Below are 24813 nucleotides of genomic sequence, written 5' to 3' on the forward strand. Positions count from 1 at the left end.
TAATATTTCTCCAACAAAAAAAGTCTACCTAGGTAGACTTTTTAACTTTTCATTTTTCACTTTTGACTTTAACTTTTGACTTGGTCACTCTGCTGTAACAGAGTTTCTGATTGAATATTATTCGTAATCAGTCGCGTAAGTTTCTTCGTAAGTGTGTGAGTAAAACTCAAATAAGTTACCAAATGGGTCTTCTAAGTAAACCATTTTAGCTGGCTTAGAATCGTCTTCTGGGTGGTAACGCATGATATCCATACGTACTTTACCACCATACTGTTCAACACGTTCAATTGCGCCTTCAAAGTCATCAGTTTGTAAACAAAAATGGAAGATACCTAAACGGTTAAAATCTACATTGTGACGCTGTTCACGGTTTTTCATCTCAAACAACTCAACGCCAATACCGTCTGTTGTTACTAAGTGAGCAATGTTAAAACCTTCAAAACCTTCACCGAAAACCGCAATACACATTCTGCCTATTGCCGATTCACGTTCTTCTTGAACTTTGGTGTTATTCATAACAATGCGTAGGCCTAATGCTTTAGTGTAAAACTCTACCGCTTTGTCCATATCGCCTACCATAAGGCCTACATGATTCATTTTCATAATATAAATTCCTAAGTGTTAATTAATTGGTTGCTTGTTTCAATGAGGCTATTATATGGAAAGCTATTAATTATTAGAAATTATCAATTATTATAATAATGATAATATTTTGTTATGGTGTTTGGGTTATGATGTTTAGGTTATGATTTATGAAGTTCGAAAATAATAGCAAAAAGCATACTTGAGGCAGGTTGCAATATAACGTCATGTAATCATAAAACTACCTGCTAAAAAGAGCGAGCAACCATAACAAATATAGATAAGAAGCACCGTCATTGTTTCTATTATTGCTTAAGGTGACTGGCGGAGATTGGCACTTTTCAGCCGGTCATAGCAATACCAAAACAGATCCTGAAACAAGTTCAGGAAGTCGTTTTCTTCTATCCACATGGCGTTCAATGAGGTCCCTCATCTCGCTTAGGCTCGATAACTGCTCCTGCGTTATTCTACCTACGACCATCCTTGGTCTAGTCGCACAGGATGACGTTGCTCTTTCTCTACTCCTCTTTATGGCGTAAATGAAAAAGGGTTTGCTTTATGCAAACCCTTTTAATATTGCTGTTACTTAATCTAAGAAATAGCGGTTACTTTTTCTTGTTTTTCTGGTGATCAGAGATAAATTCATCCACAGAAACTTGGCCATCAGAGTTGGTATCTAATTTGACTAGTTTTTTGTTGGTACGCTTTATCTGCTCTTGCTCAGCCATACCTGCTTCATCCATCCATTGCTTGGTTGTACCACGCATTTCAGTTTTATTTAAGTAGCCATTGCCATCAGTGTCTAACTCGGCAAAGCGAGTTTTCAACCATTCAGTGGCTTGCGCGCTAGCTGCGAATAAAATGCTTGTTAAGGTAATTAATATTACTTTTTTCATTGTTGTTCTCCGTTTTTTATTATGTTTATTGTTTTTCTAATTCACCGTTTAGACTCAATGCAAGGCTTGCATCATCGCTAACGGATATTTCTTTACTACCGTATTTAACCTTTATGTTGTTTTCAGTAACTTTAAGGCCTGTTTTACGTATATTGGCTTGGGTAAGTTTTCCTTGTTGCCAAGCGAGATCGATTTCAAAACCGCCACGTGCGCGTAAACCTTTTATCTCACCGTTTGGCCAAGCGTTTGGTAGGGCTGGCAACAATTCAATCGCATCGTCGTGTGATTGCAGTAGCATTTCGGCTATACCCGCCGTGGCACCCATGTTGCCATCGAGTTGAAATGGCGGGTGAGCAGATAATAGGTTGTGATAAACACCGCTTGCATATTGGCCATGGCCGGTGGTTTTTCGCTTAAAGTTAACACTGCGCATAGTGCGCTGCAGCAGTTTATGGGCGCGATCACCATCGGCTAAACGAGCCCATAAGTTCATTTTCCAACCTAATGACCAGCCGGTGCCATCATCGCCACGAGCGTTTAATGAAACCTTTGCTGCTTCGGCAAGTTTCGGCGTGCTTAAACGACCTATCTGATTACCAGGGTATATGGCGAACATATGCGATACATGGCGGTGTTTGCTTTTTGGATTATCTAAATCTTCTGCCCATTCTTGTAATTGTCCCCATTTGCCAATTTGTGGTGGCATTAGCTTGGCTTTCGCTATTTCCACTCGACTGGTCAATGTACATTTTGTCGTTTCAATCTGACATGCATTAAGGTAATTAGTAAATAAGTTAAATACGATTTGATGGTCCATCGAAGCACCACCTGAAATACCACCGTGTTCTGGTGAGTAACTTGGAATTGAAATGAGTTGGCCTTGTTCATTTTCTTGCAAGTACTCAAGCCAGAATAATGCGGCCTGCTCCATGGTGTATAACGCGCCATCATTAAGGTAAGTGAGATCACCATTAAAATCATAGTGCTGCCATTGATGTTGGCTTACCCAAGCGGCACCAGCAGGGAAGTACCCCCAAGGAAAACCCCAACCAGTTGCGGTATAACCAAAGATGTTGTTCATGGTATTCACTACCCAACCATTAACGCCAAAAAATGATTTGGCGCTTACTTGCCCAGGTTTTACTAAGCTTTGCGTGTATTCAAGAAAAGGTTCATGGGTTTCAGCAAGGTTGGTTACTTCAGCCGGCCAGTAAATCATTTGGGCGTTAATATTAAAATGATAATCCGATGCCCAAGCAGGGGCTAAAGAGTCATTCCATTTCCCTTGTAAATTTGCTGGCAGAGAGCCCGGTCTAGAACTACTTATCAGTAAGTAACGTCCGTATTGGAAAAACAGTGCTTCTAAATTTACATCGTCAGGCGACTTACTGTAATTTAAAATGCGTTGATCAGTTGCGATTTCATCTAGAGACTGTGCGGTATTTTCAGTAATGCCATTTTCGAGTGTCAGTGAAACGCGATTGAACAGTGATTGATAATCGCTGATGTGCTCAGTTAACAATTGTGGGTAGCTTTTATCTTTTACAGCAGCCAATGTTTGTTTATTAAACTTGCTGTAATCGTTGCCGTTATATTCTGGCGCGATATCTTGATAATCGGTTGCCGCAGTGAGCACTAACGTAAAGGCTTTGGCGCTGCGAATGTAAGCCTGACCATCCTTTATATTCAGCTCACCGTCTTGTACGCGGATCTCTAGTCTAGCTTCCATCTCCATGTCATTGTCAGCAACGGCGCCGGATAAAATGAGTGTATTGCTATCACTGGTTACTTGTACCGGATGTAGCGACTCCAATCGAACGTTATAGTCAACTCCTGTTGGCGCATCATTTTGATAATGAAATGCCATTACTCTAGACGGGTAGTTAGCAAAATATTGACGCTTATGGTTGATTTGGCCTTGTACGTATTTAACGCTAGCGACGCCGGTTTCAAGATCGAGGGAGCGACTATAGTCTTTGATATTGTCTTTTCCCGTAGATTCTTGACTTACATACACATCAGCAAACGCTTGATAAGAGCCGAAATCACCGAATGTGTGACTATCAGCGGTTTTCTCTTCTTTACTTATCTGGCCTGTTAACTCCGTTTTAGCCAACTGGTGCGCTTGTTCAAATTTGCCACTGCGAACTAATTCACGAATTTCAGGTAGCGCTTTATGTGCATCTTTGCGGTTACCACTGTTATAGCTGTCGCTACTACCAGGGCCTCCAGCCCACAATGATTGTTCGTTAAATTGAATTCTGTCCTCAGATACACCGCCAAATAACATTGCGCCCATATAGCCGTTACCTATGGGTAAAGCTTGGCTCATCCAGTCATTTGCTGGCTGTTTATACCATAAGCGTTGTTTACCACTGCTTGCTTTGATGAGTGGAGAAGAATGTTCTGTTAAAGATTGGTTGGCTATATCAGAGTTTGATTGCGGTTCTTCACTGCAAGCGCTAAGAAAAACGCTAAGCAAGGTAAAAATGCTCACTTTAATCGAGCTTTTGACAGGATTTAACTTGCCCGTTTTCATATTATGAATCCTTGCTACTATTGCTTTTATATTGACTGGTGTCTTTGTTTTCATTAGTGGGCTAATTCATAATTAAACGGCGTCGCAGGTAACCCTTGGTCATTATATAAATTGGCGTTCTCCGGATTATTACCCCACGCATAGCGTACGTATTTAGGCGAATTTATGCAGTCATGCCAAACAACGACTTTGCCATTATTTGTGCCACTATTTTCTAACTTTGCATTCGCCCAAATAAATTTCTTGTCAGCCCCTGCTATAGCAAAACCTTGGAGTGTGCTTCCATCGACAGTTAACCCTTTGTTGATATGTTTAAAGCTAAATATTGCTTTGCCATTAGTTACTTTTGCATCATCAACCATAGGGCTTAAATAATTTAACGTGGTTTCTCCATAGACAAGACTTCTAGCGCTTAATGCTAGGCGTTGGCCTACGGTTTGTTTATCTTGGGGATGAATGTCGTGACGTTCGCCGACATCAATAGCGAGTGCCATCGCTGTATGTTTTGTAGTGTTTAATACTTTCGTTTGAGCCTGTCTGAGCTCGGCCCATGCGCTTTCACTTGGTTGTTCATCTGGCTTTTGAAAGTTAGCCAGTTGCACATACATAAACGGCAGTTGTGGTTGACTAAATAGTGCGCGCCAGTGATTGATTAGCGTTGTGAATTTATCGGCATAACTAGATGGTTCTCTAGTGTTACTTTCTCCTTGATACCAGATAACGCCAGAAAGCTTAATGTTTGCCAGTGGCGCTATCATCGCATTATGAAATCCAACGGGTTTAAAATCTAAACTTGTGCGGTGTTTAACGGCAAACTCAAGCTTTTTAGCGTTAGGGTTTTCTTGCCACCACTTCGCTCGCTCATCGGCATATTGTGTTTTTAAGTTCTCAATAAATTTGTCATCGGCTAGGTTATAGGCCAAGGCTTGTGTTTTTGGAAAATTCGCTAATGACTCAACACTCATCCATGATTCAATTGGCGTTGCGCCAACACTAGAAGAGATAATGCCTATCGGTACTTGCGTGTGTTGGTATAATTCTTTCGCAAAAAACCAAGCGACAGCAGAAAATTCGGTAACGCTTTTTGAAGATGCAGTAAGCCACTTACCACTTTTTATATCTTGTAATGGCCCCTGAAAATCATAGTGCCTAGCAACTTTAAATTGACGAACATCGGGGTATTGTTCAAGTTTGGTTTCATTTGGAAACGTTTTTAATATTTGTTTAACCTTATATTCCATATTTGACTGACCAGAAGCCAAATAGACATCCCCAAATGCAACGTTAGTCAGTTCAATGGTATTGGTCTTGCCAGTGTTCTTGTCAGTGTTGTTACCTAATACCTTTATAGACTGTTGAGTCGCCATTTTTTGAGGTGGGAGTGTGATTAACCATTCACCATTTTTATCCGCTTCTCCAAGATAGCTTTTATCATTTAGAATGATCGTGACTTGCTCATCCGCAACTGCAGTTCCCCAGATATTTATCGGCATATCTCGTTGGATTATCATAGAGTCTGCAAATACTGTGGCGAGTTTTACCTCAGCATTAGCGACGCTTATCGTTAGAGGTAATAGGCAAAGTAGAATAAATTTTTTCGCTGTACATCGGTATTTTGAGAGCATAATTTTTATCACTTATTGCTGTTCGATAATATCGGACATTTGCTTAAACAGTTCTTTTTTAACTTGCTGGTGTTCTTTCGATAATGCTAAGTTATGCCATTCAAAAGGGTCAGTTTGATGATCGTATAGCTCTTCTTGTCCATCTTTATAGCGAATGTAGCGCCAGTCTTTTGTTCGGTATGAATAGGTTTGTTGCCAAATATATTCATCAGGCAAATCTTTAATTACTTTTACATGCCATAATGCTTGAGGATTTGTACCTACAGCAAGTCCTTTGATTGGCGTATCGATACCAACGCCCATCATGGTTAAAGCGCCTTCTGGTCCTTGCCACAAATGTTCTGATTGGCCATCGAGTAATGGCGCAATACTGAAACCGCCAAGTGGACCTGCACCTTTAGATTTTTCTGTACTGCCTTGCAGGTTAGCGAGCTCTTGAAATGTTGGATAAATATCAATGAGAGACATTGGTTGCTCGACCTTTAAACCGGCAACGCTCTTGCCCGGTACTTTCCAAAGCATTGGAATTTTTGTACTTTCTTCCCAAGGAGAGTTTTTATATAAGTAGTCTTTCTCACCAAATTGCCAACCATGATCGCTGGTAAAAACGATAATAGTATTGTTCTTGAACTTCGAGTTATTCAAAGCGTTAACGACAATTCCTAATTGCTCATCCATAAAGGCAATACAAGCAAGATAAGCTTGTATCACCTTCTTTAGACCTTCCTCATCATCAGCATATGAATCTTGCAATGCTTTAAAGTAAGACAAGCCCATTTGTGACATCGGATAATTATCTTTAAATGGCGTATCGTTTATATCGTCTTTTTTAATATTTGGTAGTTGCAATGAGTCAAGCGGAAACATATCAAAGAAGCGTTTAGGTGCATACAGTGGCGTGTGTGGCCTGACAAAACCTACGCCCATAAAAAATGGCTTGTCGTTTTCATTTTGTTCAAGCTGTTTTAATTTATTACTCGCCCAAATTGCATGTTGCTCGTCCGGCAGGCGGTCACGATCATTCTCATTAACATATCGAAACGGAGCGAATGGATAGCCCCAACCAGCAGCATGTTTGATTTTGGCATTTTTATCCAAATTAAACTTTGGTACGTCGGTTAACGGCGCGAACGAACCATCAACAATATTAATGCTTCTAAAAGGCTCGGGTACAGAAGGGTGGCCAACGATTTTGTTACCGTTAAATGCATGCGGACCATAGTTTATTCGTTCTTGTACGCCCCATTCATCCCAATATTTTAGTTTGTTATGGTGCAATAATTTACCGGTACCAAACATTTGATAACCGTTTTCTCTAAACAATTCCAAAAAGGTTTTATTGTGTTTAACCACGTGTTGCTGGTCTAAGCGGGTCCAGCCAAAGTCTTTTGATTGGTGAGGGTAAACGCCGGTAAACAAACTACTGCGAGATGGTGAGCAAACAGGGACGTTAGTGTGGGCGTTGGAAAACTGCACTGATTGTGCAGCTAATGCATCAATGTTAGGTGTTTTACTTTGCGGGTGACCACCAAAAGTGCCTAAATAATCGTTCAGATCATCGACAATAATGAACAACACGTTCGGCTGTTTTTTATCAACCTGGGTATCCTCATCTTTTGCTTGAGCTTGTGCACTTACTGTAAAAAACAAACTAACGAGTAGGCTGCGCTTGATGATATTGGTGATCTTCATTTGTGCTCCTACAGTTGTTGACCAATGATGGCACTAACTTCATTTTTCAGCGTTTTTATTGTGTGTTGATATTGCTTGTTCGCGGCTAAATTTTTCCATTCATGTGGATCGCTGTCATGATCATAAAGTTCTTCCTGACCATTTGAGTAACGAATATAGCGGTACTGTTTGGTACGGTAGGAGTAATTTTGCTTTGCTACACTTTTTTCTTTGCCGCTGTTTGCATAATTACCGACAACCGTTAATGCGCCATTCGGTCCTTGCCAGTTTTGCGTGGCCGGATCTTCAATAAATGGACGCAAACTAAAACCACCTAATTTACCGCCTTTGTTATTATTTCTGTGATCGCCCTTTAACTGACCGTAATCAACTAATGTTGGAAAAATATCGATCAGTGATACTGGTTGTTCAACGGTCGCTTGGCTAATTAGACTGTTCGCCGGACGGATAATAAGTGGGATGCGAGCGCTTTCTTCCCATGGTGAATTTTTGAAAATGTAGTCTTTCTCACCCATTTGCCAGCCATGATCGCTAGTAAATACAATCATAGTATTTTTATTTAACTGTGGGTGGTCTGCTAAAGCGTCCATAACCACACCGACTTGTTCATCCATAAAAGTGATACAGGCAAGATAGGCTTGTAAGTATATCTTCATTGCCTTTTCTCTATTACCATCATAAGAAGCGAGTAGTGTTCTGTAGTACTTTAATCCTTTACCGTTATCAGGGAAGTTTTCAGCAAAGTAAGTATCATCTTTGTCATTTTTTATCCAAGGCGCTAATTCGATTGTTTCGAGTGGGTACATATCAAAGAAACGATCCGGTGCATAAAGTGGGGTATGCGGGCGAACAAATCCTACACCCATAAAAAATGGCTGATTAGTTGGCTTTTTCGCTAACTCAGAAAATTTTGTTTTCGCCCATTGCGCGTGTGCTTCATCGGGTAATAAATCTCTGTCGGTTTCACTGGCATAACGAAATGGCACTTTAGTCCAGCCATTTACCCAACCTGGCTCACCTTTAATACCAGGCGAAACGCCGCCTTCAGATAGGCGACCAAATGAACCATCAATGGCGCCAATATCTCTAAACGGCGCAGGCACATTTTTCGTCGCAGTGAGTTTTTCACCGTCAAAAATTGTTGGTCCATAGTTATGCTTAACATTATTACCCCATTCTTGCCATTCTGGGGTTTTATTGCCATGCATTAACTTACCCGTACCTAAGGTGTAGTAGCCGTTATCATTAAACATCTCCATTATGGTTTTATTGTGTTTTAAAACAGGATGTTTATATTTTGCCGTCCAAGCAAAGTCTTTCGAATCATGAGGATAAACACCTGTGAATAAACTGTTGCGTGAAGGCTGACATACTGGAGTGTTAGTTTGCATATTGGTAAATCGAATACCGCTTTTAGCAAGCTTATCAATATTTGGGGTTTTAACTTGTGGATGGCCACCAAAAACACCTTGGTAGTCATTTAAATCATCGACAACAATTAATATGACATTGGGTTGAGAAGTCTGGTCACTTTTGTCTGTCTCTGCTAGAGCATTACCTGTAAATACTGCTAAGGTAAATAACCCTATAAAAAGCTGTTTCATGGTTAATCCAAATATTATTGTTATCGTTTTGATTTTTATGTGATATTTATAATTATTCTGTAATTGGCTTTATGTTGATTTGGTATAGCCAACTTAATTACAATTAGTATAATCCTTATATTTTAATATATATCATACAAAATAAGATTGATAATGAAAAGCAATGTATTCACAAACATTTTACATCTAGTTGCAATAGCAAAAAGCTACTTGTTTATTGCAATGATGGTTTTATTGCCTTCTCAAGCTATGGCGCAGGAGTTGTTATATTTATCGGCAGGAGATGCGATTCATATAAAAAAGATTGATCCTCAATCCGGCCTTTTAGATGACGTGCAAAGTGTTAAGTTAAAAGGAGTATCATCTTTTACCTTTTCCCAGAATAAACAATTTCTTTACGCTCAGGCGAGAATCGATGGAAATCGTAAAAAGCCATCCATTGCAACGTTTAAAGTAGCTGGGGACGGACGGCTTACCTTAGTAGATAACGCATTAGTGAGCGGTAAAACAACGGAGTTAAATACCGACCATAGCGATGGCTATCTTGCCGGCGCAAGCTACGGCAAAGGAATAGCTTCCGTTTGGAAATTAGAAGATAGTGTTTATAAAGGTGAGTTAGTGCAGGAGATAGCATTAGAGAAAAAAGCGCATGCGGTGCGATTTAGCCCGAATAACAAAGTATTGTATGTACCTGCAACCGCACCAAATAAGATATTCCAATTAGCCTTTGACGAAACTAATGGCAAAGTTAGCATGCTTGAATCTGCCATCGGACCTAAACACGGTGCTATGCAGCCGAGACATTTAATCTTTCATCCGTTATTGAATATTGCTTATTCAACCCAAGAAAGAATCAAACCAGGTGTTGCTGTTTGGACAGTGGATGCTAATACTGGCAATCTTGAAGTGATTCAAGCGTTGACCAATAGTGAAGATACTAGCGGTCGAATCACCAATGCCGATTTACATATGTCAGCGGATAATAAGTTTCTCTATATATCTACTCGTGACAAAGAGGCCAAACTTGATCGAATTACGGTCTATAAAATCAATGCAAATGATGGACGTTTAACCTTGATAAACGAGCATAAAAGCGAATATTTTCCTCGTTCATTTACCATAAATAAAACCGATGAATTTATTTATGTTGCAGGTCAAAAGGGCAATACCCTTGGTCTTTATAAGCGAAATAAAGACACAGGGGAGTTAACTAAAGTACATCAATACCAAACCGGTGATAATCCGATTTGGGTTGAGACTTTAATGTTAAAAAAATAGCGGCAAATAAGGTTTAATAGTGTGGCAATAGCTTGTCTTTAGCGTTTCTATTTGGCATTTTTGGTGAGCTGTAAAAGCTTAGATTTTAATTCCGCTTTAATATTTGCGTATTCTTTATTGTCAGCCAAATTGGTTATTTCATTTGGATCGACTTTATTGTGATACAACTCTTCTTTATTGTTACCGTATAAAATATAGCGCCAGTTTTCGCTTCTAATGGCAAAGTTCTTCATGCCATTTTTTCCCCATAACCTTACAACGGTTAATGCGTATCTTTCGGCGTTATCATCGCCATCAATTATTGGCTTTAATGACGTACCACTAATTAGCGCCCCCTTATCATTTTTACGGTTGTCACCTTTAATATTGGCGAAGTCCATAAAGGTGGGGTATAAATCTACTAAGCTAACTGGCTGGTTTATACGCTGTTGTTTATCACTGCGAGGATCAAATATAATGAGTGGAATACGAGTCGAACGTTCCCACAAGTTATTTTTGAATAAATTATTTTTCTCTCCTAAGTTGTAACCGTGATCACTGGTTAAAACCACTATGGTATTGTCTTTATAAATGCTGTTGTCTAACGCAGTTAAGACTTTACCTACTTGCTCATCCATAAAGCTGATACTGGCCATATAGGCTTGGTAATAGGTTTTTAACGCAATTTCTTTGTTCGGATACGATGCCATTAGAGCGTTATAGTGCTTACGGCCCAATGAAGTCTTTGGTGCATATATGCTCTCAAAGTGAGTATCGCTTTCATCATTTTCGACAAATTCTGGCAATACGATGTCTTTAATCGGATACATGTCGAAAAACCTATCTGGCACCACAAGTGGGGTATGCGGGCGGATAAAGCCAACACTTAAGAAGAAGGGTTTATTTAGTTTGTCTTGTTCAAACTGCCTTAGTTTATCAACAGTCCATTGGGCGTACATTTCATCGGGCAATGGATCTCGATCAGTCTCAGAGATGTAATTAAATGGCTTTTTAAATCCGCCGTAATACCAGCCTTTGTAACCCGCTGTTTTTCCGTCAGGTTTTACCGTTGGTACGGTGGATAGCGGCGCAAAAGTAGAATCTAAAGGGCCTACATCGGTATTGTATGGAGCTGGAACATCAGGATGTTGAGTTACTTTTTTGCCATTAAATGCTAGTGGCGTGTAGTCTGGACGAATGCCAAATTCATCCCACGCGTTAGGCCATTGATGGTGGGTGAGTTTACCGGTTCCAGCGCTAAAATAACCATGGTGACTTAGTTGCTCCATAATCGTACGAGAATTAGCTAGTATCTCATTTTGACGCCAATTGCCAAATGCATATTGGCCCGATTCATGAGGTTGTATACCAGAAAACAAACTGGCTCGTGACGGGCTACACACTGGCGCATTTGAATGGGCGTTAGTAAATATGGTCGCCTGTTGTGCAAGCTTATCTATGTTTGGTGTTTTTACGCCCGTTGAGTTGTTCATAACTCCAACAAAGTCATTTAAGTCATCGGCCATAATAAATAAAATATTTGCCGGCTCTTGTTGAGCGCTTTGAGCGCTTTGAGCACTTTGAGCAGATTGGGTGACTAATAAGATCGTAGTCACCGCTAGTTTAATTATTAGTTTCATTTTTTAACTAATCTCTTGGATTACTCAGCTGTGCTAATTTCAATAGCGCCCATATCTGGCTTACCAACAATCGGATTGCCTAAGATATCATGGGCCATTTTGAAGCCCTTAAATAAGCCATCTTTGTCGCCTTCGATGAAAGGAATTTCAATACCTTTGTTGGCTACTAAGTCTTTATTTTGTGGAATGTAATCAGTAAGCGCAGCGCCACCAGGGTTGGCAAAGGTCACATCACCAATAATCGGCGCACTATCTTGTATCAAAATAGAATCTGGCCAAGTTGACTCTTTTAAGAAAATGTTATTAACGAAATTGACGTTTTTGATGTGGTTAATGCCTTTGGTTTCTGGTCGATATTGATCGCCTTTTACTGCTTTACTTTTCCCCATAACATGGAAGATATTATTGGCAATCAATGCCCCTTTTGACATACGGGTGACTGCCATTTTACTTAAAATTTCTTCTTTAACGTAAATGGTGTTGTTATAGATATAACTGTTGAAAGGGCCACTGTGCTCTTTGCCTTTGCCAACAAAACCGCTAAACCAGAACGTTTTGCCTTCTTGAAAGGCGTTGTTTTTGCCTTTGATGCGGTGACCATCATTGATACTTACATTGTAGCGATAGGCATTATTGTAGTTATTACCCAAAATTTCGATAAAACCACCTGCGTTATTGGCGCTGATATTATACTGAATAATTATGTTGTCACAGTTAAAGTCAATGTGAAAACCGGCTGAATCAGCAGGCCCATTAGCATTTAGAAATTTGTTATATTCAATGAGTGCGTGTGAGGTACCCCATGTCCACATACCGCTGCCGCGGCCCCAGTGGCGAGTGTCTGATGTGCTGCCAGAATCTTTCACAATATTTAGATAAACGTGAACATCCCTGCCACCACTCATTTGCATGCCAGGGCCGCCAATATCAAATACTTTGTTGTTACTTAGTACCACATTTTTTAGGCTGTCTTTAGGACCGTTTAACTTGATACCTGTGTGCGAGACTTTAGTGACGACAGAGTTGTTGATAGTTAAGCCGTCAAATTTTCCGCCATTTCGTGCGAATGCTCTGATGCCCCAACCATAGCTTTCGGTACCATTGGCACTGCCTGTCTCCTTTTTAGAACGAACAATGCCGGGTTCGTTAAAATAAATATCTCGGATCAAAAGGTTATCTAAATTAATTCCTTGATAAGTACCCTTTCGATTTGCTTCTAAAAGCACACCAATTCGCATACTACCTGTAGGAGATTTTTCATAAGCTTTTTTTAGCCATTCTTTGATACCACCTGCATTTGCAGTAATAGCAAGGTTGCTAACTTGAACATGGCGAGAGTTTAAAATAGTTATGCCAGCGGCAAAACCCGCGGCATTGATAATTGCACGTTTTCCTTTGTTGGTATCATCAGCATCGTAAGTACTTACAATAATTGGTTTATCGATGTTGCCGTTTAGATTTTTTAACGTTAACTGCCCCCACCAAGCTTTGCCGGAAGCAAACAATAATTTATCACCTGGCTTTAACTTCAATTTATTTACTTTGTTCAATGACTTAAATGCCTGTTCAGGTGATGTGCCATTGTTGGCGTCTTTACCCAAAGCAGGGTTAACGTAATAGTCTGTAGCGTTTGCTGACAAGCTGAAACTAAAGCTTGAAAAAGCTAAACTACACAACAATAAAAGACGTACTGTTACTTTAATCATTTTTATTCTCATCGAAAGTATTTATGGAAAGTATTGCTTATTGAGTCTATTCATTAAGGTCTTTCTAATCAAGTTTAATATTATATATAATACAAAAACATGTTAAGATAGAAAAAGTGGTTGAAATAATCTTATATAGTATTTATCATACAAATAAGCGTTAATAATAAAAAGAGATTAAAAATGAAGGTGCTAGTAGCAGGCGGACTAGGGTACATTGGCAGTCATACATGCTTAGCTTTAAGTAAAGCTGGTGTAATCCCTATTATTTATGACAACTTGTCAAATGCCAGTATAAACGTACTAGAGCAATTAACACTGATAAGTGAGCATAATTTTACGTTTGTTGAAGGTGATATTCGTGATCAACAGCGTCTTGAAAAGGTGATGGTTGAACATGATATTCAAGCGGTATTTCATTTTGCTGCACTAAAGGCGGTTGGCGAGTCTTGTGAACAACCAAGGCGCTACTATGATAATAATGTGTCGGGCAGCGTTGTTTTACTTGATGCGATGGCAAACGCAGGTGTTAAGAAAATCATCTTTAGCTCTTCTGCAACCGTATATGGTGACCCACAATATTTGCCCTTAGATGAACTACATCCTATTTCTGCCACTAACCCATACGGCTGGACTAAAGTTATGGTTGAGCAAATTTTGCAAGATAATTGCCAAGCAGATAATGATAGTTTAGCGATATCTTTACGCTACTTTAATCCTGTTGGTGCTCACCCAAGTGGTCTATTAGGAGAAAGCCCTAACGGAATACCAAATAATTTAATGCCTTTTATTGCCCAAACGGCAGTAGGGAAGAGGGAATTCGTAAGCGTTTATGGTAATGATTATGACACCCCAGATGGAACGGGTGTTAGAGACTATATCCATATTATGGATTTAGCGAAAGGACATGTAGATGCGTTTTTAAGTCACCAAAAAGATACAGGGTTCTTAGCCTATAATTTAGGCACCGGCCAAGGGTATTCCGTTTTAGATGTTATTACCGCGTTTGCTGAATCGGCAGGTAAAGAGGTTCCATATAAACTCGCGCCAAGACGCAGTGGTGATGTCGCTTGTAATTATGCGGATGCAAGTTTAGCAAAACAAAAATTGAACTGGCAAGCCACATTAGGTTTGTCTGATATGACTGAAGATACTTGGCGCTGGCAGTCAAAGTATCCACAAGGTTTATAAAACAGGAATTAAAAATGAGTTCACTTGAATTTACCCATCGAAGAAAGAACCCTTTAACCGGTGATTGGGTATTGGTATCTCCACATCGAAACAATAGACCTTGGTCTGGTGCAACGGAGGCGGATGCCGTAGAGCAATTACCAAGCTATGATGAAAACTGTCCATTATGTCCGGGTAATGAACGTGCAAATGATACATCAAATCCCGAATATCAAGATACTTTTGTATTTGTAAACGATTTTGGTGCCTTAGTCAGTGATAATGACAACCAAGTAAACCAAGAATCACCTTCATTTATCCAAGCTGATGTAGCTCGTGGTGAATGTAGAGTCATTTGTTTTTCACCGGATCATTCAAAAACGCTGCCCGAATTATCAAACTCAGAAATCGAAGCGGTTATTGAAACTTGGCAAAGTAACTACAACGAATTATCTAAGCAATACGATTGTGTGCATGTGTTTGAAAACAAAGGCGCTATTATGGGCTGTTCGCAGCCGCATCCTCATGGCCAGATTTGGGCGCATGATCATATGTCTACTGAAATAGAGGTAGAGAATGAACATTTAGCGGCATATAAGAAATCTGAAAATAGTAATTTATTTGCTGATTATATTAACTTTGAAAACGAACAGAAAGAGCGTGTTGTTTATAGTAATGAGCATTGGTTGGCAGTTGTACCATATTGGGCAGCATGGCCGTTTGAAACACTCTTAATTGCGAAAGACGACGTACGCCATATGGGACAATTAAATGCAGAGCAAAAAGCATCTCTTGGTGATGCATTAAAGCAATTAACGACTAAATACGACAACGTATTTAATTGTAGTTTTCCATACTCTATGGGATGGCACAGTGCACCTAGTAGTCTAGATGACGATAGTCATTGGCGTTTACATGCACATTTTTATCCGCCGCTTTTACGTTCTGCAACCGTTAAAAAGCATATGGTTGGCTACGAAATGTTGGCTGAAAGCCAAAGAGATTTAACCGCAGAAACAGCTGCAAATATTTTGCAAGAAGCAAGTAGTACACATTATAAGAAAGGACTTTAATATGACTAGTTCGTTAATGACTGAATTTGAATCAATTTACCATTCCCCGGCGACAACACTATCCTCAGCGCCCGGTCGTGTGAATATTATCGGAGAACATACAGACTATAGCGATGGTTTTGTACTTCCTTGCTCATTAGAATTCTGTACTAAGGTTTTGTATCGAAAACGTGCCGATAATTTAGTTGTGGTACATTCAACTAATTATCCAGGTGAATCTGATAGTTTCGATGTGAGCGGCGACATAACCCATGGTTCATCCCAATGGGGTAATTATATCCGGGCTATGGCATTCGTGATTAAGCGTGCTGGCCACACCCTTGGTGGTGTCGATGTATTAATTGATTCAGATGTACCACAAGGTAGTGGTCTATCTTCATCTGCTGCACTCGAAGTAGCGATTGGTGGTATGTTTAGCGAATCTTCAAGTTTAAACCTTTCGGCGGAAAAAATAGCGCTGCTTGGCCAAGAAGCTGAAAATGATTTTATGGATTGTCAATGTGGCATTATGGACCAGATGATTTCAGCCAAGGGAGAGCCCGGCTCAGCGTTGATGATTGATTGTCGTGATTTATCAACTAAATCTATTAAAATCCCAGAAGATCTTAGCATCGTTATTGTTAATTCAAACTACCCAAGAAAATTAGTTGATAGCGAATACAATCAGCGTCGTATTGACTGTGAACAAGCGGCTAAGAAAATGAATGTAGCGATGCTACGAGATGCAAACTTGGAGCTATTAGCACAATCAAGAGAGCAATTGACGGCCGTTGAATATAAACGCGCACATCATGTAATCACAGAAAACCAACGAGTGATGGATGCAATGTCAGCTCTTGCTAGTAACGACATTAAAACACTTAGACAGTTAATGTCAGCGTCACATAACTCGTTACGTGATGACTTTGAAGTAACTGTGGCTGCAACCGACGGCCTTGTTGAAATTTGTCAGCAGGTGCTTGGCGACAACGGTGCTGCGCGAATGACTGGAGGTGGTTTTGGTGGCGCGATTGTCTGTTTATGTCGTGCTGAAGATGTCAGTCGCATTAAGCAAGCAGTTAGTGAGCAATACTTTGACAGATTTCAGCTAACTGCTGATATCTATGTATGTAACGCTGGTAGTGGCCTTAAAGTCGAGCAACTTGAACCTTTACCCGCTTAATAGTTAATAAGCACCGTCATTGCAGCATGTTTTTGACTGCAACCTCCTCCAGAATGCTGTGGCTTAGAATGATCGTTTAATAGCCACAGCGTATCTCAGAAAGTTCATTAAAAACTTCATTAAAGTAAGAACTTAACTAGCACCGTCATTGCAGTATTTTTTTTGTTACTTCTGAATCATAAATTCAGGGCTGGTATTACTGCCATAAAATGCTAATTTAAATCGATTAGATGAGGCGCTATTTGCCAAATTTTCGATAAAGATTTTGCGTGTACCTTGATTGTTATTTGCTTTCATTTGGCCTGCATTTAAATAAAAATCTAAGTGATCGACAACCGCTGTTGCCTTGTCTGTGTCAGTACCTGAAGTTTTTTCCCAAATATCCCAATAGTCATCTTGTTGCAGCCAAACTTTTAAGTGCCAATTGTCATAAACTTCACTGTATTTACCTGGGCCATTACGATAAAGGCTATCTGTCATTAACGTATTATAGATATTCATTGTCGCAAACATTTGTGCTTCAGTTAGCAGTTGCAATTCTGGTGACATCAAAGAATTACTTGCTAATGCACCACTTGGTGTGTAGCTAGGTAAATAAAAATTAAATACCGAATTTGCCCCTAATGCGCGCTGACCAATTTCTATATCTCCCATTCTTATTAGTGATGCTCCTGGTTGATATTGGCTCGCTAATTCTAAGTCTAAACCAGGAATTGGCTTTTCAAAGGTAGTGTCTGCAGTATCGTCCAAAGCGATTCGGGATTTGGCTTTAAACAAGCGTAAGGCAGCTGTTAGCTGTATTACTGGTTCTTTGACTTTACCGAAACTTATCGAGTTTTGCACTTTAGGATTACGAGCTTCTTCATCTAAAAGAATTGCTTTTATGGTTGCCGTTAAATCTCCTTTCTCGGCAAATTTGTTGGCAACTCGTTCGACGTATCCTGTACTTGGATTTGAGGTTACAAAGCGTTGAATAAGTTGTTTTGAGATAAATGGTGCCGTTGAGCTATGAGCAACTAAACTATCTACCACATGCGCGACCTCGGCCATTGCCGCTGCTTCGGTTTTATTAGTACTCGCTGCGACAGTGACCGTGCCATTCACGTCAGTAAATAAGGTTTTACTGCCGTAGTCATGCTCGCTAGTGAAGAATTTCATTGGTTCAAGCCAGCGGTATTGGTACTCGTTAGCCCAGTCACCCAAAAAGAAGTTGTTATTAGCTACTTTTTTAGCGCCATCATTTTTATATCTAAATGATAAGCCTGTGAATACTCGTGCCATTTCTTTGATTGTTTCGTTATTGTATGTTGGTATTGGCAAATTATCTTCGCCAAGTGCAATAGTGCCGTCTTTATTTAGATGTACAAGACCAAAACTAAATAACTGCATAACTTCACGTGCATAGTTTTCATCAGGGTAATAACCCGCGCCAACATCTTGTTTTTGATTATATAAATGACTTAGCCAAGTCCCCATGATAGGGCTTAATGTAGCGTCATATAGTGCGTCGTTATAATAACCAAAAGCATGGCTAGCAAGGTTATCCCAATACAGAGATGCACCTTTATAGGCATTGCGAATAGCCGCAGCTTCATCACTTACCACTAAAATTTGGCTAAGGGCAAAAGCCATGCGTTGACGCAGCTGATCTTTACCATGAAGGGCTAGATTATAAAACGCATCTCTGCGCACATACACACCAGGCTCTTCGGGAAAGTAATCCGTTATAGCATCAGTAAAGTCATACAGGCTGCTCGTTGGCATAGCTATTTGTTGATCTATCCACTGATTATATACTTGCATGCGATTGCTACCGTCTGCATTTATTTGCGCTCTCAGAGGTTCATAGTCTTCAGGTGTCGCGCCAAAGGTTGTTTGATTTAAGAAACGAATAATATCTCTATCAACATCAGCAGCCGTTAAATCAACTGGTGCAGGAGGCGTAATGTTGGCGTCATACAATAGCGTTGCTGAAATTTCACCTTGTGGATAATCGGCCGAATGAATATTGACAAAAAACTCACCGTTAAAAAGTGTATCAAGCATTTCTTGTTCTGTTTTGAAAATGCCACCAGGTGCGAGATCCCAGACCATACCTTCAATATTTCCAAACTCTTCAAGGTCTTTTATCATTGTCCCTGATGGAGCTAAATGAATATGCTGGTCAGTCTGTTCTGAGCCTAAGTTAGTAAAACTATAATTTAGCTCTCCTTGCTCGTTATCCCCTTGCAGAATAAAACTTAAAACACCTGTGCCTGAGGTAATCGCATCACCCTGTGGAGCAAATACACCATAAAAAACTTTTGCATTTTCTCGAGTGTTTTCGGCATCAATAATAGTTAAAGATACAGACGCGTTTTCACCTAACTGATAAGAATCGTGCTCTGCTATATTTATATTAAGTTGCTCAGGAACTTCAAAACTTTCATCTTTATTAGGAACAAGTTCAACAATACGCGAGCTTTCATTGGCAGGGATAATGAAGTTATCAGCTACAGCGGTACCGTCAGCATAAAATAGTTGATAATCATTATTGCTAGCAGAGCCTTTGGTTACATCACTATTGCCGGATAATTGATAATTTATGGTTAGCTCTTCGTTACCAGAATCTCGTTCAATCTTAAATTTTGCGATCTGGTTGTTTTTTTCTACTGCTATCGATACCAATGTGCTAATTGAAACCGTTGCTAGTTCCGGAGTTGGGGCAACTTTAACTTCTTTTTCGCTGCTACCGCCTCCGCCACCGCAGGCACTAAGTATGCTCAAGGACGCTAATGTCATTAACAGTTTTTTATTGATCACTGTCTTATTCATGAGTTAATTTCCTGTTTAAAAAAGTCTAAGTTAGAACTCGCGTTAAAAGTGTCTGGAAAGTTGCTTATTGTTGGTATCAGTAATGGCAGTTGCTCCTGACTTACGCCAAACCAATTGGCAATTTTAGCGACACATTGGCTGGTTGATGTTGTCGGTATCCATCTACCACGGCCTGAACTAGCATCAAGACCTTGTTCTAATTTTAAGTCGGGATGTGTACCAAACATTTGACCACCATTAATCATACCCCCCATTAATAAAGCGTGGCCGCCCCACGCATGGTCTGTCCCAAATTCCGCGTCAGTACCATTAGGTGTTAATGTGCGACCGAATTCTGAACCAACAAAACTTAGTGTTTTATCGAAGTCTCCTTGAGCGACTAATACGTCTTTAAATGCCTTTAATGCGGCATTGAGATCTGTCATTAGATTTGCATGATTAGTTAGTAACTTTTTATGGGTATCAAAGCCATTCATTTCGACAAAATAGATAGGTCTGTTATTACCTGTAGAGTTTCGGCCAGCGATCATTTTTGCGATAGTTTTAAGCTGTCGACCTATTTTACTATCACTTGCACCGGCAGCTGTAAATATCGCGTCATAGTCAACACCCGTTTGTGCCGCTTCGGTAAATGCACTGGTGACAATTGCTTCAGACCGTTTTGCGGAACTAAAAACATCTCGATATTTTTGCATCATCAAATGTGAAGAAGCATCGATACTATCGATTGAAGATTCTAATAACGTTTTTCTTTCGTTTGTAACGCCATTAAGTTTTACTGCGCCGTCATAGCCCATTACATAGGCAGATAAATCGGTACCTGATGAAACCTGAAACGAATTTAATCCCGATACAGAGATAAGAGGAGAAACATTACCATTACTATTATAATCGTCGATCATTTCCGCTAAGCGACCGCCCCATCCAAATCGAAATGGAATTTCAGGCTGACTTTGAAATTGCAGCTGTTGATCGCTATGTGAATATAGTTGAGGTGGCAGTGTTACTTTATCATTCAGTAATTTCCAACGTGTTGTTGGTTCGTATAGATTGCCAACATTACATACAATCGACATTTCTTCATTATTAAACATATCGGCCATATCGGCACAAGCAGGGTGCAAGCCAAATTCGTTATAGGTAATATCACCAAAAATTTTGACATTTGACTTAGGTGTTATGGCATTTAATTGGTTTGCGTCAATTGCCGCATTACGTCGACCATTTTCATAACTTGTTCTTAAGGAACCGTTGCCTTTTGGGGCAACCATATTAAAAGAGTCGTTGCCTCCAGCCAAAAAAATAAATACTAGCGCTTTATAATCTTGTTCCGCTGCTAAAGTATTAGTTGCGGTCAGCAAGCTGGACAAACCTAATGCATTGACAGCAGTCGCACCAATACTAGCTTTGTATGTACCTTTTAAAAATTTTCGACGAGTCAGTACTTTATCGTTCATAGTTTTATTACCACGTTCTTTATTTTTATAAGCTTAAATTGACATCTTTTCACTTATACTACTATTAATCATATATATATGAAAGTATAAGTTGTGACATCATATTTATAGAACGTAAAATTGAAAAATCGTCATTAGCATTGTTTTTTAGAGCTGTTTACTTCGATAGAGAACAATCATATGATTGGTTTTCAACCGCTAATTTCATGGATAGAAATGTACAAAAAAATTTTAATTGTTGGCCTACTTAGCGCATTAGCGTGGTATTTTCTCTCGAGGTCAGACTCGCAGCCTAACACTATAAAAAATAATGATGAAAATACTACATCGACACAAACATTGCCTTCAAAACAAAAAGAATTTAAGAGCAAGACTACTCTAATCGACGAAGTTAAGTTTTCTGAAGAATCCGAAACAGCGGCGATGATTTGCCCTAAATATGACTTTGCATTGGCAAATATTAGATCTAATAAACACAGCTTTATTAAGTTGTTCGCGACTAATTTGTTACTACAAGGGTATGAGCGTTATGAAATATTTTCTGCATTGTCCTACAAGTATGATCTGGAGCTAGCAAGGCAATGGTTTCGTGCAGTCGCTAACGTAAACTTTGAGCGATCGGAAAATATCGATTTAATATCAGAAATTGAAAAACAAAAATATACTATTGATGTTAAGCGAGCCAGATACAGCAGAGTTAACTTTAAACGAACTTTGACCTCGGTAGCGTTAGAGCGAGACGATGTTGGATATCAACAAGCCTATTTTGAGGAAGTGGAAAGACTTGCTAATGAAAGCGCGAATATTGCAATTGATTTATGGTTTAAAGCATTTATGCAAGCAGCGTTTGAGGAAGACTTTTACTTCGCTGACCTTGCTCTGGAAAATTTTAACAGTTATCCGTTAGTCGAGCGCAACCTTTTCGTTCAAATTCGGTTTAGAGAAATGAAGTCTTTTTTGATGATTTTAAAAAAAGCCCAGTTTGAATTTATCATGAAAGCTTTTCAGCCATATTTTCCTATTTATTTAGAAGATCAGAATTTAGTGGAAAGCTATCAAAATAAATTTAGCAGAATAGCAGCAGCTCATAACTTATTTGTTGGCGACGATATATTTGCTATCAATGATACGGAAAACTTACCTAGCCCATCAATAATAGCTGAATTTGAACAATTTGAATCGGATAATCCTTTGCTAAACAGTGACACGACTGCAACGCAGGTTTGTGAGCTTAGCGGTCAGGAATTGCAAGCCTCCAATAAAACCCCAACTAAGAGGTTAACTAAGCAAAACGCCTTAGGAACGATTTGGCAATCGAGCTACCAGTTAACCTGTCGTTTTGATGAGATAGAATATAAAGTAGCCCATGCAAGCGCTCTATTAGAGTTGTCTTATAAAGATGTATATAAACGTAAAACTTTGTTTACCGAAGACGAATTAATGAGTTTAAAAACCAAGATTAAGGCTGCGCCGAAAGATATAAGACCCTATACCTACTTGAGCCTATATATGTATGTACCTGAGGATATTAAAAACGAGTATTATCAACAACTCGAAGAACATGAATTGTTCAATAAAGATCCCGACTTTATCTGGTTTATGTTTTCGGCGACGAATGATAAATTAGAGCAAAAGAAAATGTTGAATAAATACAGTCAAAATTTAGCCCCTTATACCGAAGATGGTCGAAGCTTGATATTCAATTTTTTGCAACTACGACATGACGGGATAGACTTTGCGGTGGAGTTAATTAATCAAAGTTTTCCTTTTAAACGTGACGAGTTAAGTCCAGATCCGCTAGCTTTATTCTTACAAAACATTAGACAATATAGAGACAGAGAAGCTTCAGAGTTCTCTCTTAACGAAAAGTCATTACAGCTACTTGAATTATTAATTGCTAATTCAGATGTTAATGAAGAGCATATTAATATTATGGCAAGGTATGAAGAAAATTATGAACAAGCATTTGATTACCTCATGCAACGTTTTCCTCTGTTGTATCCAAGCAAACCCGATTTTATTGTAGAGTTTGCTTGTGAAAATCCTACGGATTTACATTAGCGGTAAATAATTGTCCTATTTAGTTTTATCCAAATAAATTCTATATAAATTATAAATTCATCGATTTATCGGCTAATAAATCCTTGAGTAATTTAGTTTAGAACGTATAATAGCGCTTCACTTCTTATGTAATCTTAATTTTCCCAAACAAAAATTCAAGAATCACATGACAAGTGTAAGTAAAATTTAGGGGTGTAGTTCCAATTGGTAGAACGGCGGTCTCCAAAACCGACGGTTGGGAGTTCGAGTCTCTCCACCCCTGCCAAATTATTTAAACCTCGTTTAGTGCGAGGTGGTTTTGTCTTGAATATGACAGGAAATAGGTCAGTAGTTATGAATGCAAGTACAGAAACTCCGACAGGTGGTTCTTTAGATACAGTGAAGTGGATTTTAGTATTTCTGCTTTTAGGCGGCGCCGTTTTTGGTAATTATTATTATGGTGAAGAGTCTGCTCTTTTCCGTGCTCTTGGTGTTGTAGCAGCAGTTATTGTTGCTGGCTTAATTGCACTGCAAACAGAAAAAGGCCGCAACGGATTAACGTTTGCAAAAGAATCTCGTACTGAAGTTCGCAAAGTTGTATGGCCAACAAGACAGGAAGCAGTTCAAACAACTGGTATAGTTATTGTTGCTACTTTAATAATGTCTTTGATCCTTTGGGGTCTTGATAGTGTATTGTATGAAATTGTAAGTTTCGTTACTTCTTTACGGGTTTAAATATATGTCTGAAGATATCAAGTTAAGATGGTATGTTGTACAAGCGTTTTCTGGTTATGAAGCACGTGTACAAAAAACACTTTTAGAGCACATCCAAATTCACGGCTTAGAAGATAAGTTCGGTCAGATTTTAGTTCCTACCGAAGAAGTTGTTGAAATGCGTGCCGGTCAAAAGCGCAAAAGTGCTCGTAAATTCTTCCCTGGCTATGTTTTAGTCGAAATGGCGATGGATGTTGAAGCATGGCATTTAGTGAAAAGTGTTCCTCGTGTATTAGGTTTTATTGGTGGAACTTCGGATCGTCCAGCACCTATTTCACAAAAAGAAGCGGATCGCATCTTACAACGTCTAGAAGATTCAGTTGATCAACCTAGACCGAAAACATTGTTTGAACCAGGCGAAGTTGTTCGTGTTACCGATGGTCCATTTGCTGACTTTAACGGTGTGGTTGAAGAACTGGATTACGAGAAGAGCCGTATTAAAGTGTCGGTATCTATCTTCGGTCGTTCAACACCTGTTGAATTAGAATTTGCACAGGTTGAAAAAGGCTAACGCTTTTACTGTCAATTCACTATAAAAACCAGAGCTTTGCTCTGGTTTTTTTGTTTTAAGCAACAGCAGAAAACAGTTTTTAATCAGCTCTTTTTTGATATACGATAAGCTAAAATTCTCATGTTAAAAAGTATCAGAATCATTTGTAAATAGAACTTACGATAGGGGTACAAATAAAGTTTTCATGGAATTCAATATACTAGACATTAAAACGCTGCGACGTTTGCCAATCCTTTTGGTGGTATTTACGCTTTTACTAATATTTAGTATC

17 protein-coding genes and 1 tRNA gene are annotated in these 24813 nt (G+C 39.3%); 8 read left to right on the forward strand and 10 right to left on the reverse strand.

Annotated features, from left to right (window positions below; translation table 11 throughout):
* Positions 1 to 117 precede the first annotated feature (117 nt).
* The 6 genes from LT090_RS01885 to LT090_RS01910 form a co-directional block, all read right to left on the reverse strand.
* The gene (locus tag LT090_RS01885; RefSeq protein WP_068546826.1) at positions 118 to 603 is read right to left on the reverse strand and encodes a VOC family protein; all 486 of its coding nucleotides are present in this window, start codon (positions 601 to 603) and stop codon (positions 118 to 120) included.
* A 584-nt stretch (positions 604 to 1187) separates the two neighbouring features.
* Entirely contained in the window at positions 1188 to 1478 is a 291-nt protein-coding gene (locus LT090_RS01890; RefSeq protein ID WP_068546825.1) for an EF-hand domain-containing protein, read from the reverse strand.
* Positions 1479 to 1503: 25 nt separating this feature from the next.
* Positions 1504 to 4017 carry a glycoside hydrolase family 95 protein gene (locus LT090_RS01895; protein ID WP_068546824.1) on the reverse strand — a complete coding sequence of 838 codons (2514 nt, stop codon included), beginning with the start codon at positions 4015 to 4017 and terminating at the stop codon, positions 1504 to 1506.
* A 53-nt stretch (positions 4018 to 4070) separates the two neighbouring features.
* Positions 4071 to 5642 (reverse strand): sialate O-acetylesterase, encoded by a 1572-nt coding sequence (locus tag LT090_RS01900; protein ID WP_082897190.1) that lies wholly within the window; start codon positions 5640 to 5642, stop codon positions 4071 to 4073.
* A gap of 12 nt (positions 5643 to 5654) precedes the next feature.
* Positions 5655 to 7334: a sulfatase gene (locus LT090_RS17100; protein WP_068546822.1), complete on the reverse strand. Its 1680-nt coding sequence runs from the start codon at positions 7332 to 7334 to the stop codon at positions 5655 to 5657.
* An 8-nt stretch (positions 7335 to 7342) separates the two neighbouring features.
* Complete coding sequence (locus LT090_RS01910; protein WP_068546821.1) at positions 7343 to 8938, reverse strand: sulfatase; 1596 nt, start codon at positions 8936 to 8938, stop codon at positions 7343 to 7345.
* A 153-nt stretch (positions 8939 to 9091) separates the two neighbouring features.
* On the opposite strand from LT090_RS01910, the gene LT090_RS01915 reads away from it, so the two are divergent.
* Positions 9092 to 10216 (forward strand): lactonase family protein, encoded by a 1125-nt coding sequence (locus LT090_RS01915; RefSeq protein ID WP_068546820.1) that lies wholly within the window; start codon positions 9092 to 9094, stop codon positions 10214 to 10216.
* Between the two features lie 47 nt (positions 10217 to 10263).
* Here the strand turns inward: LT090_RS01915 and LT090_RS01920 are convergent, their stop codons facing one another.
* Both LT090_RS01920 and LT090_RS01925 read right to left on the reverse strand, forming a co-directional pair.
* Positions 10264 to 11835 carry a sulfatase gene (locus tag LT090_RS01920; protein ID WP_068546819.1) on the reverse strand — a complete coding sequence of 524 codons (1572 nt, stop codon included), beginning with the start codon at positions 11833 to 11835 and terminating at the stop codon, positions 10264 to 10266.
* Between the two features lie 20 nt (positions 11836 to 11855).
* Positions 11856 to 13541, reverse strand: coding sequence for a right-handed parallel beta-helix repeat-containing protein (locus LT090_RS01925; RefSeq protein WP_068546818.1), 1686 nt, complete (start codon positions 13539 to 13541; stop codon positions 11856 to 11858).
* Between the two features lie 183 nt (positions 13542 to 13724).
* Here LT090_RS01925 and galE point away from each other — a divergent pair, with 183 nt between their 5' ends.
* From galE to galK, 3 genes are read left to right on the forward strand one after another with little or no spacing between them, the layout of a single operon-like run.
* The gene (gene galE / locus LT090_RS01930; protein ID WP_068546817.1) at positions 13725 to 14732 is read left to right on the forward strand and encodes a UDP-glucose 4-epimerase GalE; all 1008 of its coding nucleotides are present in this window, start codon (positions 13725 to 13727) and stop codon (positions 14730 to 14732) included.
* 14 nt (positions 14733 to 14746) lie between these two features.
* A complete protein-coding gene (locus tag LT090_RS01935) occupies positions 14747 to 15784 on the forward strand; it encodes a UDP-glucose--hexose-1-phosphate uridylyltransferase (RefSeq protein WP_068546816.1) in 1038 nt (345 codons plus the stop codon).
* Between the two features lies 1 nt (position 15785).
* Positions 15786 to 16946: a galactokinase gene (gene galK, locus LT090_RS01940; RefSeq protein ID WP_068546815.1), complete on the forward strand. Its 1161-nt coding sequence runs from the start codon at positions 15786 to 15788 to the stop codon at positions 16944 to 16946.
* 165 nt (positions 16947 to 17111) lie between these two features.
* On the opposite strand, the gene LT090_RS01945 is transcribed toward galK, so the two are convergent.
* Both LT090_RS01945 and LT090_RS01950 read right to left on the reverse strand, forming a co-directional pair.
* Positions 17112 to 19760, reverse strand: coding sequence for a DUF1800 family protein (locus LT090_RS01945; protein ID WP_068546814.1), 2649 nt, complete (start codon positions 19758 to 19760; stop codon positions 17112 to 17114).
* Positions 19757 to 21217, reverse strand: coding sequence for a DUF1501 domain-containing protein (locus tag LT090_RS01950; protein WP_068546813.1), 1461 nt, complete (start codon positions 21215 to 21217; stop codon positions 19757 to 19759). Before LT090_RS01950 ends, LT090_RS01945 begins: the two co-directional genes overlap by 4 nt.
* Before the next feature lie 216 nt (positions 21218 to 21433).
* Here LT090_RS01950 and LT090_RS01955 point away from each other — a divergent pair, with 216 nt between their 5' ends.
* From LT090_RS01955 to nusG, 4 genes are all read left to right on the forward strand, one after another.
* Complete coding sequence (locus LT090_RS01955) at positions 21434 to 23278, forward strand: hypothetical protein (protein ID WP_157726638.1); 1845 nt, start codon at positions 21434 to 21436, stop codon at positions 23276 to 23278.
* A 188-nt stretch (positions 23279 to 23466) separates the two neighbouring features.
* Positions 23467 to 23543: transfer RNA gene (locus tag LT090_RS01960), tRNA-Trp, on the forward strand.
* A gap of 68 nt (positions 23544 to 23611) precedes the next feature.
* Positions 23612 to 23992: a preprotein translocase subunit SecE gene (gene secE / locus LT090_RS01965; protein ID WP_068546811.1), complete on the forward strand. Its 381-nt coding sequence runs from the start codon at positions 23612 to 23614 to the stop codon at positions 23990 to 23992.
* A 4-nt stretch (positions 23993 to 23996) separates the two neighbouring features.
* A complete protein-coding gene (gene nusG / locus LT090_RS01970; RefSeq protein WP_068546810.1) occupies positions 23997 to 24542 on the forward strand; it encodes a transcription termination/antitermination protein NusG in 546 nt (181 codons plus the stop codon).
* Positions 24543 to 24813 lie beyond the last annotated feature (271 nt).

The sequence above is a fragment of the Thalassotalea crassostreae genome, assembly GCF_001831495.1.
Classification (GTDB): Bacteria; Pseudomonadota; Gammaproteobacteria; order Enterobacterales; family Alteromonadaceae; genus Thalassotalea_A; species Thalassotalea_A crassostreae.